Below are 16,487 nucleotides of genomic sequence, written 5' to 3'. Positions count from 1 at the left end.
AATTTCATGACAACCATTGTTTCAGTAAGGCGCGGCAAGCAAGTTGCGCTGGGGGGTGACGGTCAGGTAACGCTGGGAGCGGTCGTGGCCAAATCTAGCGCACGTAAAGTGCGTCGGCTTTATCATGACAAAATTCTGGCGGGATTTGCCGGTGGTACTGCCGATGCATTTACCCTGTTTGAACGGTTCGAAGGCAAGCTGGAAGCGCATCACGGCCATATCATGCGAGCCGCCGTCGAATTGGCCAAAGACTGGCGCACGGACCGGATTTTGCGCAGGCTTGAAGCGATGCTGGTAGTTGCAAATGAAGATGCAACTCTCATCATCACTGGCGCGGGCGATATTATCGAACCTGAACTAGGGATTGCCGCGATTGGCAGCGGCGGCTCGTATGCCTTGGCTGCGGCCCGCGCATTGCTGGAGAATACTGATCTGCCGCCCAAGGAGATCGTAAAAAAAGCATTAACAATCGCCGGCGATATTTGTATCTATACCAATCAAGATCATATTATTGAAACAATTGATTAACTCACTGCATTCCAGCCGCCTGTCTGATCGATAATTTGGTTTTCTTGTTATATTCATCCTATTTTAGAACTTAACATCATGTCACAAATGACCCCTCAGGAAATTGTCCACGAATTGGATAAACACATTATTGGCCAGCAGGCAGCTAAACGAGCTGTCGCGATCGCACTGAGGAATCGCTGGCGCCGTCAGCAAATTGCAGACCCGTTGCGCCAGGAAATTACCCCCAAGAACATTCTGATGATCGGCCCGACCGGAGTCGGCAAAACTGAAATTGCGCGCCGTCTGGCTAAATTAGCCGATGCGCCCTTTATCAAAATCGAGGCCACCAAATTCACCGAAGTGGGCTATGTCGGGCGCGATGTCGACTCGATCATCCGCGACCTGGCGGAAACCGCCATTAAGGAAGCCAGAGAACGAGAAACGCGGAAAAAACAGCCGCTGGCGGAAGATCAAGCTGAAGATCGCATTCTCGATGCGCTCTTACCGGGCTCAAGGGATTTCGGCTTCCAATCCAGTAGCGAAGATCACGACAGTTCGACCCGGCAAAAATTCCGGAAAAAACTCCGCGAAGGCGAACTGGACGATAAAGAAATTGAAATCGATGTAGCTTCGCCACGCGCCAGCATGGAAATCTTCGCGCCCCCCGGCATGGAAGACTTGACATCTCAAATCCAGGGCATGTTTCAGAATATGACCGGCGAGCGTAAAAAAACCCGCAAAATGACAATTCGTGAAGCAAAAAAATTACTGCTTGAAGAAGAAGCTGCAAAAATGGTCAATGACGAAGAACTGAAATTGAATGCCATTCAGAATGTCGAGCAGAACGGCATTGTTTTTCTCGATGAAATTGACAAAATCGCCAGTCGCTCCTCGGGCCACACTGGCGGCGATGTTTCCCGCCAAGGCGTGCAGCGTGATTTGCTGCCGCTGGTGGAAGGCACAACCGTATCGACCAAATACGGCATGATCAAAACCGATCACATTCTGTTTGTCGCCAGCGGCGCGTTTCACATGTCCAAGCCATCCGATCTGATACCAGAATTACAAGGCCGTTTTCCGATCCGCGTCGAATTGGCCAGTTTAAGCGTCAGCGACTTTGAACAGATCCTGACCAATACCGACGCCTGCCTGACCCGGCAATACGAAGCGCTGCTGGCGACGGAAGGCGTGAAACTGCAATTTGGCAACGACGGCATCAAGCGATTGGCAGAGATCGCCTTCTCAGTCAACAGTAAAACCGAAAATATCGGCGCGCGGCGTTTGCACACCGTCATGGAAAAACTGCTCGAAGACATTTCTTACGACGCCCCGAAACACAGCGGAGAAACCATCAACATCGACGCGGCATACGTCGACGAACGCCTCAAAGACTTGTCGCAAAGCGAGGATTTGGCGAGGTATGTGTTGTAGCAGTATTTTTGAGTGTCTGCTACACCGGGTACACTGAAACCGATCAGCAAAATTCATATGTTGTGATAGCATACAAAAAAGGAAGATATTCACACATCAGATTAACAATCGCGTCAAACCAAATCTGTGGCAATTAGCTTATCTATTATTCTAATTTTGCTATAGAAATACAGCCGTCCAATATCTTCCCGTTTCTTGCCCAGCACTTGATATGAACCACGTTTAAAGGGGATTAACAAGATGATGCCCAAGCATACCGGAGAACCCGATCTCGCGCTTGTCGGGCTTGCCTTGCTCATCATTCTGGCATTTATGATGTGGCAAGATCGCCCCATCCAAAGCCCGCGTCCCTACGATTCAACCAGTAAACACAGCCAAGCTCCTCGTGTCAGCGATAATTCCTACGAAAGCTGGCTATGGCAAGATCCTTTTGAGTTTGATCCTGGAGAGGATGAGCTCCATGACAAATTACATGAAGCATTCAATCTTAGCGGTAGCACTGGAAAATCGCGTCCTCTCGCGGAAAAATCCGAAAAAAATAATGACCTTTGCTACTGCAAAAATGGCTTACTAACTAGAGCGATTTCTGAACTCACAGAAAACCAGGGAAAAACTCCAATAAAAATATTATTACCCTCTGTTGAAATCAGGCCAAACACTGTCGAAAAAAAGGAATTCAGAACACGGTATCGTTATGCAGTAGTCAGTGGTTTAATCGCAGCAGGGTATCGTCCATCAAAACCCAACAGAATCAATTTTTGCGCGAGCCAAAAGATTAATGGGAAATCCCAATACGATATTCGCTGGGAACACTTCGAACGTAATGGCAACGATAATCTTCTTGTGATCTGGGGAATCGATAAAGATACATTTGAAACAAAAATCACAAGCAGTATGCTTATGAAAATTGAATTACCGGATCTCAAACCACCAGAAAACAGCGAAAATTCCCTCATTGATCTACTGAAAAAAGAGCTTGTTACTCACCGCAAAATGCTCCCTTCCGAAATCGCGATCATTTCAGAGTATGATACAGAAAGTTTCCAGAAGCTGACGAATGACCTCAAGGATTCTATTAAGGAACAATGCAGTGAAGATAAAAATAGCAAAAACGAATGCGACAGTGACATAAGCAATTACACTTACTTCAAAGGCTTGGATGCTTACCAGCGGCAACTTGGCAAGCAGGGTCAGGAAGGCATCAGCAAAACCGTCGAAAAGCGCGAAGAGATCCTGTCCATCATGGATCAGCATAACTTGCCCATCGGGCCGGCGCAGTTCGATTATTTATACCGGCTGACCCGGCAAATCAAAGAATCACACAAGGACACGGATCATAAAAAGCACATCAAGGCTGTTGGCGTTTTCGGCAGCGATTTTTATGACAAGCTGGTGATTTTTGAAGCGCTACGCGCGGAAATTCCCAATATCGTCTTGTTTACAACCGATCTCGATGCGGAAATGCTGCACCCGCAGTACTGGCGCTGGACCAGAAACCTGATCGTGGCGACACCGTTCGATCTGCGGTTGAATGAGGAGTTTCAGAAGCAAATCCCCCCTTTCCGGGACAGTTTGCAAACCGAAATTTATTACCGCACTTTCTATAAGCTTATAAGTGATAGTGAAGATAAGGAGATTAACTTAAAGAAAGCTAGCCGCGAATCTTTAATTTTTGAAATCGGTAGATACGGCCCGGTTTATTTGTATGGGTATCAGAAAGAATCGGTGCATCCCGACTACACCGGGCCGCAGAAACGATTGAAAAACCAATTGATCTTATGGTTTCTCATCGCAATCGCACTGATCTTCACCGTGCAGCAGATCAAACCCCACTCAGGTGCAATCGTCGTTTGGTTGTTAGCGACAACCGTTTGCTTCTTCGTTCTGGCATTTTATGCAATCAACTTAGCAGACGAAGAGCCTTTCAGCTTCACCGATGGCGTCAGCATGTGGCCGTCCATTTTGTTGCGATGGTTGACCTTTTCCCTGGTAATTGCATTTATTTACTCGACAATACGATCATTGGAAGCCAATTTTGATCGGCTAAATAGGCGATATTTTTCAGATCTTGGTAATTTAAATACACTATTTAAGGACGAAAAACCGCTTACTGTAAGTGAGATATTCGATTGGAAAAACGAGCATTCAACAGAACCTAAAAAGAGACTAGAAGCTTCCATTGCTCTTTTCATAATTTTTATAATTGTTTTAATTTATGCTTATGCCATAGACACTAATAATCTACCTCAGGCAATTGTTTTAATGGGGATTATTACGTTCTCGATTTTAATGATCATTTGTTTTCCTATAGGAATCCTGAGTCTAATCATACCGTTTTCTATACCAGTTATTGCGTATGCAATACTGTCTGTTATAAATGAAACAGTATCAATACTGGAAACAATACTGATGACTCTTATTATTAGCGTACTGATCTTAGGAAAAGAAATTAAGTCTATTCAAACCTTGATCGAGAAAGATATTCTCCGGCCACAAGTCACGTGTAGTACAGCAGATAATAAAGGGGAACTAAACGGCAATTACCCAAGAGCTGTTATCTCCTCTAAGGATTTATGGCAAGAATATTATGACCATGGCCGATTCAGGCATCGCCTGCTGCGCGCTTCATTAAAGTTCTGCATTTTCATGATCGTTGCCGCGCTCTTGTATCAATTGTTTCCGGTATTGCCGCCGCCCTGCCGGGGAGATAGTTGTATTTTCTGGGAAGAAACCTCCCGGGTGCTCAGCTTTTCCATCATCATGCTGTCGACATTCCTGGTTCTCGATGCGCAAAGGCTTTGCCTGCATTGGATCGAGAAAATACGTACTAAACATCCATTGCTAGCTAATAGAACTTTTGAGAACGAAGAGAATCTCGACTATCTTCTAACAGAAACGGATTCCTCGTATGAATTGGACGAGTGGTACAAGAAACTAAAATCTCTAAATTACACGAATGTATACAGAGCCAAGAAATCAATTGAAGAACTTGAAACAAGTTTCGCAGCACTGAAGCGTGAAAATAATAATCTTGAAAAATTAACTGTACTTGAAAAACTTCACGGTAAACTAGAAACAATTAAAGCTAAAGTATTGCCGATTTACGAACAAGATAATCCCGCTGCCGCCCTGAAATCACTTCAAGACATTGTTACACTGGTTGCCAAAAGAACGCGTGTCGTCGATCAACTGATCTATTATCCGCTCATCGCCATTATGCTGCTGCTTATCGCCCGGATGAGTTATTTCGACAACATCGCTTTCCCGTTGCATGTCGGTTTCACCGTGATCCTGAGTATTTCCCTGCTTCTGTACGCGGGAGCAAAACTGCGAATCGAAGCCGTTCAGCTCAAGCGGACCGCTATCAACGCGATCAAAAACCTGCCGCATTCCGGTAAAGAAACTGTCATCCGTGAAATCCAGGAAATCGACTATGGTGCATTCGAACCGCTGTTCGAACAACCGGCGATACGCTCGTTATTGCTGACGCTTGGCTTTTTGGGATTGATCATCGGCGAATACTTCAAGTTGTTCGGTTAATCATAAAAATCCGAAAGTATGAAAAGGAATTTCAATACCGATAATCGCTTTCATGCTTGTGATGCAGCAAAGGATTAACCGGAATCGCTGCATGATACCGGACTAATAGGATCAAATAGCCGTTGCTTCCAACCCAACCACAGTGAGATACCTATCAAACCCAGGGAGTTAAGGTATAATACCCGGCTTTTCAATACTGTATTATTGGAGGTCTCGATGCCTATTTATGAATACAGTTGCAATTCATGCGGCGCTGAGAAAGAGCATTTACAAAAAGTAAGCGACGCGCCGATTGCAGCTTGCCCGGTTTGCGGCAGCAGCAGCTATGTCAAACGCATTTCTGCTGCTGGGTTTCAACTGAAAGGAAGCGGCTGGTACGTTACCGATTTCAAGAACAGCAAATCCAAACCGGCGGATAAAGCAGCGGCAACTAAAGACAACGCGCAGACAAAGACTGCCTCCGCTACGGAGTCAACTGCAAATAAAGAAAGCAACACCGCTTCTACCGCAGCCGTCGACTAATCGACTGAAACCGTTAACGAAATGCCGGAACGATCTGATTGATCCGATCACTGGATCGTACGCAATGCGGCAAAAAACAATACCCTTTAATTTTCATCATTCAACCTATTGAACAACATCATGCGTACCAATTACTGCGGCGCCATCAATGCCGGATATCTCGATCAAACTGTCACGCTTTTCGGCTGGGTTCACCGGCGTAGAGATCACGGCGGTGTGATATTCATCGACTTGCGCGACCGCGAAGGCTTGGTGCAAATCGTGTGCGATCCTGATAACGCGTCAACCTTTCAGACCGCCGAGAAAGTACGCAATGAATTCGTGCTGAAAATTACCGGCAAGGTGCGCAAACGCCCGGAAGGAACCGTCAATACGGCGTTGTTCAGCGGCGAAATCGAAATCCTCGTCAGCGCCATCGAAGTATTGAACACTTCGTTGACGCCGCCTTTCCTGATGGACGATGACAATCTCAGCGAAGTGGTGCGGCTGGAACATCGTTATCTCGATTTGCGCCGTCCGGCGATGCAATCGAATCTGCGCTTGCGCCACCGGGTAGCGATGGCGGTTCGGATGTTTCTCGATCAGAATGGTTTTCTCGATATCGAAACGCCGATGCTGACCAAATCAACACCGGAAGGCGCGCGGGATTATTTGGTACCGTCGCGAGTTAATGCCGGTCATTTTTTTGCGCTGCCGCAATCACCGCAACTGTTCAAGCAGTTATTGATGATCTCCGGGTTTGATCGCTATTATCAAATCACCCGCTGCTTCCGCGACGAAGACCTGCGCGCCGACCGGCAGCCGGAATTCACGCAGATCGATATTGAAACCTCGTTCCTGTCAGAGAATGAAATCATGTCCTTGATGGAAGGCATGATCCGCGGATTGTTCAAATCGGTGATCAATGTCGATCTGCCCGATCCGTTTCCGCGGCTGACACATGAAGAAGCAATGTTCAAGTACGGCTCGGATAAACCGGATTTGCGCGTGCCGCTGGAATTCACCGAATTGACCGACATCATGAAAGAGGTGCCGTTCAAGGTTTTCCGCGAAGCCGCGGAAAAACCCGATGGCCGCGTTGCCGCGCTGTGCATTCCGAAGGGTGGCGAGCTGTCGCGCAAGGAGATCGATGATTACACCAGCTTTGTTGCCATCTACGGCGCCAAGGGATTGGCGTATATCAAAGTCAATAACTTGGCGGATGGCGTCGAAGGGTTACAATCGCCGATTCTGAAATTCCTGCCGGAAGCGACGATTCAAACGATCCTTGCCAGAACCCAAGCGCAAAACGGCGATTTGATTTTCTTCGGCGCGGACAAAGCCAAAATCGTCAACGAATCGCTGGGTGCGTTGCGTATCAAGATCGGTCATCAGCACGGCCACGCCGAACCCGGCTGGAAACCGCTGTGGGTCGTCGACTTTCCGATGTTTGAATTCGATGACGAAGAAAACCGCTGGAAAGCCCTGCACCATCCGTTCACTTCACCGGCAGATGGTCACGAAGATCTGCTCGAAACCGATCCCGGCAAGGCACTATCCAAGGCTTATGACATGGTGCTGAACGGCTCCGAAATTGGCGGCGGATCGGTGCGGATTCACCGCCAGGAAGTACAGTCCAAGGTTTTCCGCGCATTGAATATTTCCGAACAAGAAGCGCAAGAAAAATTCGGCTTCCTGCTGGAAGCGTTGCAATACGGCGCGCCGCCGCATGGCGGCATTGCTTTCGGTCTGGATCGCATTCTGACGATGATGACCGGTTCGGAATCGATCCGCGATGTCATCGCTTTTCCCAAAACCCAGCGCGCTCAATGCCTGTTGACACATGCGCCAAGCGCCGTCGACGAAAAGCAACTAAGGGAATTGAGTATCCGCTTGCGCCAAACGGAAGTAAAACCGGGCTGAGTAACGGTCTGCCGGCGAATGTATAAAATCCCGGTATCCGTTCTGGTCGTTATTCATACTGCTGATTTAGAGGTTTTGCTGCTCGAACGCGCCGATCACCCCGGTTACTGGCAGTCGGTGACCGGCAGCCAGGATCCCGGTGAAACGCTGTTCGATACCGCAATGCGCGAAATCGCCGAAGAAACCGGCTTAAACGCAGCCGATTATCAACTCACCGACTGGCACGTCGAAAACCGCTACGAAATCTACGAAGAATGGCGCTGGCGCTATGGCCCGGATGTACGATTCAATACCGAGCACGTGTTCGGCTTGCGTTTGCCGTCGGCGATGCCAGTTACCATCTCAACCCGCGAGCATCTGAACTATATCTGGCTGCCGTGGCAACAAGCCGCCCGGAAAGTCTTTTCCAGCAGCAATGCCGAAGCCATTCTGAGCTTGCCGGCGCGATAGCGCATCAAAGGTTGTCCATTAACGCTGCTGTTGGCTCAGCAACGATTCCGCCAATTGCAAATCCGCCACTTTATCAACATCGATGCCGGCGCACGCATCGCTCAGAACCAGCACCTGTATGGCGACACCCGATTTTTCCGATACTGCCGCCACGCCTTGCTGCAGCGTCAGCAAACCGAAGCAATACGACAATACGGTTTTGAAACCCAATACGCGTGCGATCAGTTTCACGGGATTTTTCCGTAAATCCTCGGCTTGCTGCCAGAAACGCACCAGCGCGCGCCCTCGCGATCTGAATGCATAAAGATTGCAGCCGCGATAACCGCCGTCGCGCAAACGTATGATGGTGCGCTTAGCACCGGGAAAAGCCGCGGCAATTGCTTGTTCCGTCACAGTTCCAACCATGGCGTCGCCTGCCGCCGTCCTTGATGCATTTAAAAATTCCTGCACCATCGCGGGCGTCAGCAGCGCATGATCAGCTGTGGTAATCAGCACCGGCGTATCATCCGGCACAATACTTAAACCCCGCTCGGCGCTGCGGCTGGGCGAATCGAGATTGGCCAGCCAGGTGACTTGGTCGCTGGCAATCCGCTGTTGCAATTCCGGGCAATGGTGCAACAGCGATTCCGGCGGACCGCATAAGATAATTTGATTGATCGATTCGCAAGCGGCCAGCGTATCCAGCACGCGGATAATCATCGGAATACCGGCAACAGGCGCGAACGCTTTGCACGCCGCACCCGTATGCCGGGTAATGGGATCCTTGCCGGTGCGGTCGGCCGCTAAAACCAGCGCAACAAACGATTGCGATTCAGGTGATGGGTTGTCATTCATAGGGTTTCACTGCGTGATGAAAATACTTTAGGGAAATGCTGATTAATCGGCGCCGCCCCCGATGGAAAAGCGCTGCAAATATTTCCTGATGATCGCGCCGGATTTCACATTATGCACATAATACAGCACCACAAAGTTCACAAACCCGTGGATAGCCAGCGCCAGCAGCAATCCTTCGAAAATCCCCAGGCGGTAAACCAGTAACGCGCACAACGTCGCCAGCATCAATGCATACTGCCCCTGATGCGCAACATGCAATAACCCCAGAATCATCTTCCAGCCGGTGAAAATCATGATCACCGCCAGCGAAAATTTCGGCAGAAATTCAAGATATTGCGTATTGATCACAAAAAATAAAACTACCAATCCGACCACTAGCACCGAGAATTTGGTATAGGCGCCGGCCAGTTTATTGGTGGTGCTTTTGGCCAATCCATCCAGATTTGTCATGCCGCCGAAAAAACTCGACCCCATGTTGGCAACCCAGATCGCCAGCAAACTGTTATTGGTATTGCATTTGCGCTGCAACGGATCGATTTTTTGGATGGCGGCATTACTCATGACTTGCTCAATCACATCAATCACCGCCAGCATGACCGCAAATCCCAAAACATACAACCACATCAGCGCATGGTCGAAACGCGGCAACGGCAGCGATAACTGCAACGGCACATCTTCCACGTGCAGCATCGGCATCGCGATAAACTGCGCCAGAATCGCACCGGCAACCATCAGGAAGAAATACGGAATGGCAGGTTGCCTGGACTGGAATTTACTGAAGAGAAACACGAATGCAACCATCCCCAGCAGCGAGATCGACACCATTTGGATGCGCGCAGCGTTCCAGAAGCTTTCCGTAACCAGGCTGTCCGGTATTTCGTAAGTCATGGTAAAAAAATTGATGGCGATTTTCAGCCCGACGCCGGCCAACAATCCCTCAACCAGATATTCCGGAACGGCGACCAGAATGTACTTCTGCAAATTAAATTTCCAGATAATGGCCTGCATCAAAGCCGTCATAAAAATGACAAACGCCATATTTTCCATGCCGAACGTTGCCACGCCCAATGCCAGCACCGGCGCCAAGCCGGCGGCGACGCCGGGAGCACCGACATAATTCCCGGGACGGAACCAGGCATTGATCCAGCCGACGAAGCATGCGAACACGACGGTTGCCAAGGCTACCTTGATCGGATAATCGGACATCAATGCAATCCCGGCGGATAGCGGGATCGCCATGGTTCCGGTGATGATGCCGGCTTGCAGGTCGCGCACAAAAAATCGCGATTGGAAGGCAGCCGGGCCGGTCGATGGGTTTTGCGTGTTCTGCGACATGATTTTTCCGAATGATGCAAAAGGTCCGTGGGAATTATCCGCGCCAGGATAAACCAGCTATGCGTTCAGCTCAGGCTGGAATATTACATACGATTTGCCGGCGCCTGACTTTGATATATATCACAAGTTGTTGAACAGCCGGAGGACAAGAATTGCCGCTGCCGTGTTGCAGACGCCCTTCATCGGGATCGAACGGCCCCGGCGATGAAGGGCGTCTGTTATCTGAAGAAGTTAAGCAATGGGAATAATCCGCAATGAGCCATGACCAAGAATCGAAGCTGTGGCAACATTCTGAATGGTAATGGCTTTCGCGATACGTTGAATGTCGTCATCGCTGCCGGTGGTATTGATATCTTTAGCCGCATTGCCGAATGCCCAAGCATCGACCACGAATATATCGTATTGCGGGCCATACTTGGCGCGAATCGCAGCGCGATCCACGGTGGTGCCGGGCTTGGTGTTCAATGCGATGCCGAGTTCGTTGTGCTTGCCGACCAGTTCTTCAAAGAGCGCTCCGCAATCCTGCGCCGTTTGCAGCACCGCAGCCCGGTCTTCGGCGAAAAAGCCTGCCTGCCCCAGGCGATTGTTGGCTTGCTGCACAATCGAGCCTTTCTCCGCATCGGTCACGTTAATGCCGAGCTTTCCGACCAGCGCGGCGATATCGTTGATACGTTCCGAGACGTGCTGATAAATCGTCGGCGCTTTGGCACACGCGCCGCATCCGCAAGATCCGTGGTCATCGCCGTGCACGCCGGTGGAATGCCCTTTCGATTTGAGCGCATGAATCGCTTGTGTCGTCAATTGCAACTCGTTCACGTCTCCGGCGGATGAGCCGCCCAGATCGCTGCCATACACGATGCTCAAAGTGCCACCCGCCGCACACGGCGCGCTGAAACGCGAACCATCGGCTTTGGTGCGGCCATCGACACAGATTTCCGGCACCACGCCATTTGCAGGCACGTTGAATACACCGGCGGCAATCGCTTGATACATCTGGATTAATACATTCTTGTCGATATCATCGCGATTGTCGGGACCGATGCTGCCCAGACCCAGGTTGAATTGCGCTAGCGAAAGATACTGATTGAGGCTTTCTTCCGGGACGGAAGCGGTTGAAACGGTTGTTGAAGCTACTGGTGGTTGTTGTGGAGGCGGGTTCGTTTCTGGTGCTGATGATGCTGTATCTTGACTGCCTGTAAAATGTTTTAACAGATTTTTTAAACTTTCAAACATTTTAGATATCCTTTGTAGTAATTAGTCATTTCATCATAAGTTCTATCTCAAACTTGCCATATTCAAAGTAACTCAAGGGAATGGCAAACATTACCTAGGTCTTTTTCATCGATTTATCAATCTTCTAGCGCGATAAAAATAAACCCGGCATTGGGATTCTAACACTACTTTTCGATGTTACAGACAGTAATTCTCTATTTTCTGCCAGGTGATGTTGCAATTTTCCTCACTGATATCAGGTATTATTCAATACACGCAGTAGCTTACGCCAATCGATCCCGGATCAGGAAAAAGCCCATGCCGCTGCGGTGACCGGCCCCACCGCTTGCCGGGTGAAATTCCAGACTTTCCGGATAATCACGAATATAGCCCGACTCTTTGCCGCCAGACATTTGACACGATTGCCCGGCTTCTCCGGTAGAATTTTTACGGGCGAACCAGCAGCACTGAAAATTTCACTCTGGCGGCTAACTGTTCGGCGATCGAGCCTTTCACGAAACGTTCCAATTTACTTCGATTGCTGGCACCAGCTACCAGCAAATCGGCCCCCCACTCCTCTGCCGCTACGGCAATCACTTCAGCAATTCCATTTGAGCCGTATTCGGCTTCAGCATTCAAAAGCCGGGTTTGGGCGCTCAAATCGCCGAGACATGACCGGGCTTCTTTAAGTATTTTCGCACCCGTTTGTTCATCGATTTTGTTATCGCCTTTCACGCAATGAACAATACAGATTGCCGCGTTATTCATTTTCGCAATATCGGCGGATTTCGCCAATGCCTGACGGGAGGCTTCACCACCATCAACAGCAATCATTATTTTCTGGTACATAAAATGTCCTTGTTAAAAATACCGGGCATCCCCCGGATTAATGCCTTCGTGATCCACCTTTCCTGACACAACTGCTTTATCTAAAAATCATCGAGAAATCGCTATTGAAGATTGCTGTTGCTGTCTTTCTTCAGATTTTCAAAGTAACGTTTGACGACGGCCTTACCCGGCAAATGATCGTGCTTGGTATACACCATGAAGTGAATGATGCCGTGAAATGTCATCGCGATCAGCAATCCTTCAAAAATACCGACTTTATAAACCAGGCCTCCGGTTAGCAGCGCCAGCATCAATGCATAGGTACCGTAGTGCGTGACATGCACCAGACCTGCAATCATTTTGTAGCCGGTGAACATCATGATTGCCGCCAGGGCAAACTTGGGCAAATAACTTAAAAAGTGTGGATTGAATGTGAATAAGCAGACCACCAATCCGATAATCAGAACGGAAAACTTGGTCATTGCACCAGCCAGCTTATTCGTGGTGCTTTTAGCCAAACCATCCAGATTGGTCATGCCATGGAAAAAGCTCGAACCCAGATTGGCGATCCAGATGGCCAACAAGCTGTTATTGCTATTGGTCTTACGTCCCAACGGGTCAATTTTTTCAATGGCAGCGTTACTCATGACTTGTTCGATCACGTCGACGATAGCCAGCATGGCACAGAAAAGCACCATATAAACCATCATCATCACCGTCACATCCGCTTGCGGCAATGGCAATTTCAAATAAAGATCGACATCTTCGGCGTAAATCATGGGCACACTGACAAATTGCGCCAGCACGGCACCACCGATAATCAACGCAAAGTAAGGAACGGCTGGTTGCGTATCTTTAAACTTGAAAAACAGGAATAAAAATACTGCAAGGCCCGCCGCGGAAATGCCGACCATTTGCATACGCGCGCCGTTCCAAAATTCTTCGGTGACCGCAGCCTCTGGAATTTCGTAAGTAAATTCGGAGAACTTCAATAATATTTTCAACCCCACGCCGGCCAGCAAACCTTCGACCAAATAAACCGGAACCGCAACCAGCAGATACCGTTGCCAATTGAATTTCCAAATAATCGCTTGCATTATCGCCGTCAGAAAAATACAAAATGCCATATTCTCCCAGCCAAATGTAGCCACACCCAACGCCAGCACCGGCGCTAAGCCCGCAGCGATGCCCGGGGCGCCGATATAATTACCCGGCTTTATCCAGGCATTTATCCATCCCACCAGGCAAGCAAACGCAACCGTCGCCAGCCCGACCTTGATCGGATAATCGGACATAATCGCAATACCGATCGTCAGCGGGATCGCCATCGCGCCGGTTATCAGACCCGCAGCGGTATCCCGGAAAAAGTACTGCGCTTGAAAAGCAGCGGAACCGGCTGGAACAGCCGCATCCTGCGTAACGCCCGATGCTTGCTTATCGTCCATCTGTGATTTCATATTGATCCGGCCATTAAATAGTTTTAAGCGGCATATTTTACATATGGATCTTGGAAGTAAGAAGCAACACGCTCTGGATTGTTCTCCAGCATCGTCATGTGATCGTTGGCAGCGTTACGCAATTTTTCCTTGGTACGCGTCGGCACTTTAGAACCGATAGCCTGTTTCAAATCTGAATTTAATCGCTCTTCTGGATTTAATTCCGGACTGTAGCTGGGCAAATAAAAGCATTCGATTTTTTCCTTATTTTCTTCCAGCCAAGCCTTTACTGGTTTGCTGTGGTGTACTCTCAAATTATCCAGGATCAAGAACACTTTTTTCTCCGTATCTTTGATCAGAAGCTCAAAAAACTCAATGAGCCGATCCGAATTGAAATTGCCATCGATAATCTGCCACCGTGCACAACCTTTGTTTGTCACTGTGGCAATCATTGACAGTCGTTGTCGTGTACCAGGCGCATAGGCTACCGGCGTTTTTCCCTTGGGTGCAAAACCACGTCCTCGCACATCCGTGTTGACTAGTGCTGTTTCATCACCCCAGTGAATTTCACCGCCTTCAGTTCGAGCGCGTCTGGCTATCTCCGGGTATTGCTCATTGAGCCATTGCTTTACCGCTTCCGGGCGTTGTTCGTAAGCACGCCGGATCGGCTTCTGCGGGGTAAACCCCCATCGTTTAAGGTAGTGCCCCACCGTACGTATCGGCATGGATAGGCCACATTCCTGCTGGATTAACTGACTCACCGCGCCACGATTCCACAATGCAAAATCCATCTTCAGTTGCTCAGGACGCTTATCGCAAATAAGCCGTTGCAATCTCAACTCCTGCTCTTCGCTGAGGCTGCGCTTGTCACCCACGCTTCGTCCCCGTCTACCAGGTTTTAGTCCAGCTGCGCCAGCTGTTTCATAAAGTCGAATAATCTTCTTCACAGCCGTGTCGCTCAGTTCCGTTATTTGCGCTATTTGCACAGAAGTGCTGCCTCGCTTGTAAAGACGAATCACTTGCCGCCGCCGTTCATGCAGCGCTTCATCCTTTAAGGTTCTTGCATCTATTTTCTCCATTCTTCTATGGGCATGCAATATCACTCAAAGTTCAAACTATTTATTGGCCGGGTCTATAAACTGCCCCCCCCTAATTCGACGAATATCAGTGAACAATGGCATGGCTGTATATCCAAGACGAGATGCTGAAGCGCCATGCAAGAATTTCTCTAGGGAAACGCTGATTAATTCGCCACACCCCAAGGGCAAAGCGAGCAGTTCTGGGATATTGGGTTAAAATTTGCCATATTCTGGGTTGAATTGCGTTATTTCTTGCCTTATTCCGCTCATTTCTTGTCTTTAAGACGCAATCTGGCTGTCAGAGCTACATAACCACCGGCGAGCCAGCAGCAAGTTGGCAAGCCCAAACAGTGAAAACATCTGAGCATTATTTTTGGCCATTCCTTTGTAGCGAGTTTTGCGATGCATGAACAGATTCTTTACGACATGAAAGGGATGCTCAACTTTGGCACGAATGCTGGCTTTTGCATGTTCAAGCTTCTCCATCAGTTCGCCTGCTGTTGTTTTGGGCAATGCCTTGCGCTTGGAAGGGCGCATCGCGATATGCCAGGTTACGGGCAATTCAAGATTCTCTTCTCGTTTCTCAACGCCCAGATAGCCCGCATCACCAAATACATCGGTTTCATCACCATGCAGCAGCGCCTGTGCCTGAGTAACATCGTGGACATTGGCTGCCGTTCCGATCAGGGTATGAACAAGCCCTGATTGCGCATCGACACCGATGTGTACCTTCATGCCGAAGTGCCACTGCTTGCCTTTCCTGGTTTGATGCATTTCGCTATCGCGTTTTCCTTCTCTATTCTTGGTCGAAGGAGGCGCTGAGATCAGCGTAGCATCAACAATCGTACCTTCGCGAAGAAATAGTCCGCGTTCAGCCAAATGTGCATTGATTGCATCAAAAATGGATTCCGTCAGATGATGCGCTTCCAGCAAATGGCGAAATCTCAGCAGAGTCGTCGCATCCGGTACTGCTTCCCGATTCAGATCAATACCAACAAAGCAGCGGATTGCTTGACTGTCGTATACAGCATCTTCCGCGCCTTCATCCGAAAAACCAAAGCACTGTTGCACAATATACATCCTCAGCATCCGTTCCAAACCAATCGGTGGATGACCTCGCCTACCGCTAACCGGATAATACGGAGCTATAACATTCAGCAGGGATGTCCACGGTGTTGCAGCTTCAATCTCAACCAGAAAACGATCACGCCGGGTTTGTTTCTTCTTTGCCGCATATTCCAGCTCAGAAAAGCTTGATTGCATCGCTCTATTCCATGTTTATCAATAGCAAGGTATTTTATCTAACCTTTGCAGGTCTATCTATTTGATCGAATAGATCAGTGTTTCCCTAGAATCACCTTACTCGATAGTAGTGTATCGTATACAACGTCAAATTTTTGTGAGGTAC

Annotated in this window: 14 protein-coding genes; 6 read left to right on the top strand and 8 right to left on the bottom strand. The window is 48.8% G+C overall.

Going from position 1 to position 16,487, the window contains the following annotated elements; genetic code table 11:
* Positions 1-6 precede the first annotated feature (6 nt).
* The 6 genes from hslV (at position 7) to nudB (ending at position 8,355) form a co-directional block, all read left to right on the top strand.
* Positions 7-528 (top strand): ATP-dependent protease subunit HslV, encoded by a 522-nt coding sequence (gene hslV, locus RBH92_RS03510; RefSeq protein ID WP_307933292.1) that lies wholly within the window; start codon positions 7-9, stop codon positions 526-528.
* A gap of 78 nt (positions 529-606) precedes the next feature.
* Positions 607-1,941 (top strand): ATP-dependent protease ATPase subunit HslU, encoded by a 1,335-nt coding sequence (gene hslU / locus RBH92_RS03505; protein ID WP_307933291.1) that lies wholly within the window; start codon positions 607-609, stop codon positions 1,939-1,941.
* Positions 1,942-2,181: 240 nt separating this feature from the next.
* Positions 2,182-5,481, top strand: a complete 3,300-nt coding sequence (locus RBH92_RS03500) for a hypothetical protein (RefSeq protein ID WP_307933290.1) — start codon at positions 2,182-2,184, stop codon at positions 5,479-5,481.
* 216 nt (positions 5,482-5,697) lie between these two features.
* On the top strand, positions 5,698-6,003 hold the full coding sequence (locus RBH92_RS03495) for an FmdB family zinc ribbon protein (RefSeq protein WP_307933289.1): 306 nt from the start codon (positions 5,698-5,700) through the stop codon (positions 6,001-6,003).
* A 120-nt stretch (positions 6,004-6,123) separates the two neighbouring features.
* Positions 6,124-7,905, top strand: coding sequence for an aspartate--tRNA ligase (gene aspS, locus RBH92_RS03490; RefSeq protein ID WP_307933288.1), 1,782 nt, complete (start codon positions 6,124-6,126; stop codon positions 7,903-7,905).
* 18 nt (positions 7,906-7,923) lie between these two features.
* Positions 7,924-8,355, top strand: a complete 432-nt coding sequence (gene nudB / locus RBH92_RS03485; protein ID WP_307933287.1) for a dihydroneopterin triphosphate diphosphatase — start codon at positions 7,924-7,926, stop codon at positions 8,353-8,355.
* An 18-nt stretch (positions 8,356-8,373) separates the two neighbouring features.
* Here nudB and RBH92_RS03480 read toward each other — a convergent pair whose 3' ends face one another.
* The 8 genes from RBH92_RS03480 to RBH92_RS03445 all read right to left on the bottom strand — a co-directional run bounded on the left by RBH92_RS03480 (position 8,374) and on the right by RBH92_RS03445 (position 16,342).
* Positions 8,374-9,189, bottom strand: coding sequence for a nucleotidyltransferase family protein (locus RBH92_RS03480; RefSeq protein ID WP_307933286.1), 816 nt, complete (start codon positions 9,187-9,189; stop codon positions 8,374-8,376).
* A gap of 42 nt (positions 9,190-9,231) precedes the next feature.
* On the bottom strand, positions 9,232-10,524 hold the full coding sequence (locus RBH92_RS03475; protein ID WP_307933285.1) for a SulP family inorganic anion transporter: 1,293 nt from the start codon (positions 10,522-10,524) through the stop codon (positions 9,232-9,234).
* A gap of 231 nt (positions 10,525-10,755) precedes the next feature.
* Positions 10,756-11,757, bottom strand: coding sequence for a cadmium-containing carbonic anhydrase (locus RBH92_RS03470; RefSeq protein ID WP_307933284.1), 1,002 nt, complete (start codon positions 11,755-11,757; stop codon positions 10,756-10,758).
* Positions 11,758-12,020: 263 nt separating this feature from the next.
* On the bottom strand, positions 12,021-12,149 hold the full coding sequence (locus tag RBH92_RS03465; protein WP_307933283.1) for a hypothetical protein: 129 nt from the start codon (positions 12,147-12,149) through the stop codon (positions 12,021-12,023).
* 34 nt (positions 12,150-12,183) lie between these two features.
* A complete protein-coding gene (locus tag RBH92_RS03460) occupies positions 12,184-12,585 on the bottom strand; it encodes a universal stress protein (protein WP_307933282.1) in 402 nt (133 codons plus the stop codon).
* Between the two features lie 101 nt (positions 12,586-12,686).
* On the bottom strand, positions 12,687-14,021 hold the full coding sequence (locus RBH92_RS03455) for a SulP family inorganic anion transporter (protein WP_307933281.1): 1,335 nt from the start codon (positions 14,019-14,021) through the stop codon (positions 12,687-12,689).
* Positions 14,022-14,044: 23 nt separating this feature from the next.
* The gene (locus tag RBH92_RS03450) at positions 14,045-15,079 is read right to left on the bottom strand and encodes an IS630 family transposase (RefSeq protein ID WP_307931601.1); all 1,035 of its coding nucleotides are present in this window, start codon (positions 15,077-15,079) and stop codon (positions 14,045-14,047) included.
* A gap of 279 nt (positions 15,080-15,358) precedes the next feature.
* The gene (locus RBH92_RS03445; protein WP_307931813.1) at positions 15,359-16,342 is read right to left on the bottom strand and encodes an IS5 family transposase; all 984 of its coding nucleotides are present in this window, start codon (positions 16,340-16,342) and stop codon (positions 15,359-15,361) included.
* Positions 16,343-16,487: the final 145 nt, after the last annotated feature.

The organism is Nitrosomonas sp. sh817 (assembly GCF_030908545.1).
In the GTDB taxonomy this organism is placed as follows: Bacteria; Pseudomonadota; Gammaproteobacteria; order Burkholderiales; family Nitrosomonadaceae; genus Nitrosomonas.
This window is presented reverse-complemented; position numbering and strand designations above follow the sequence as displayed.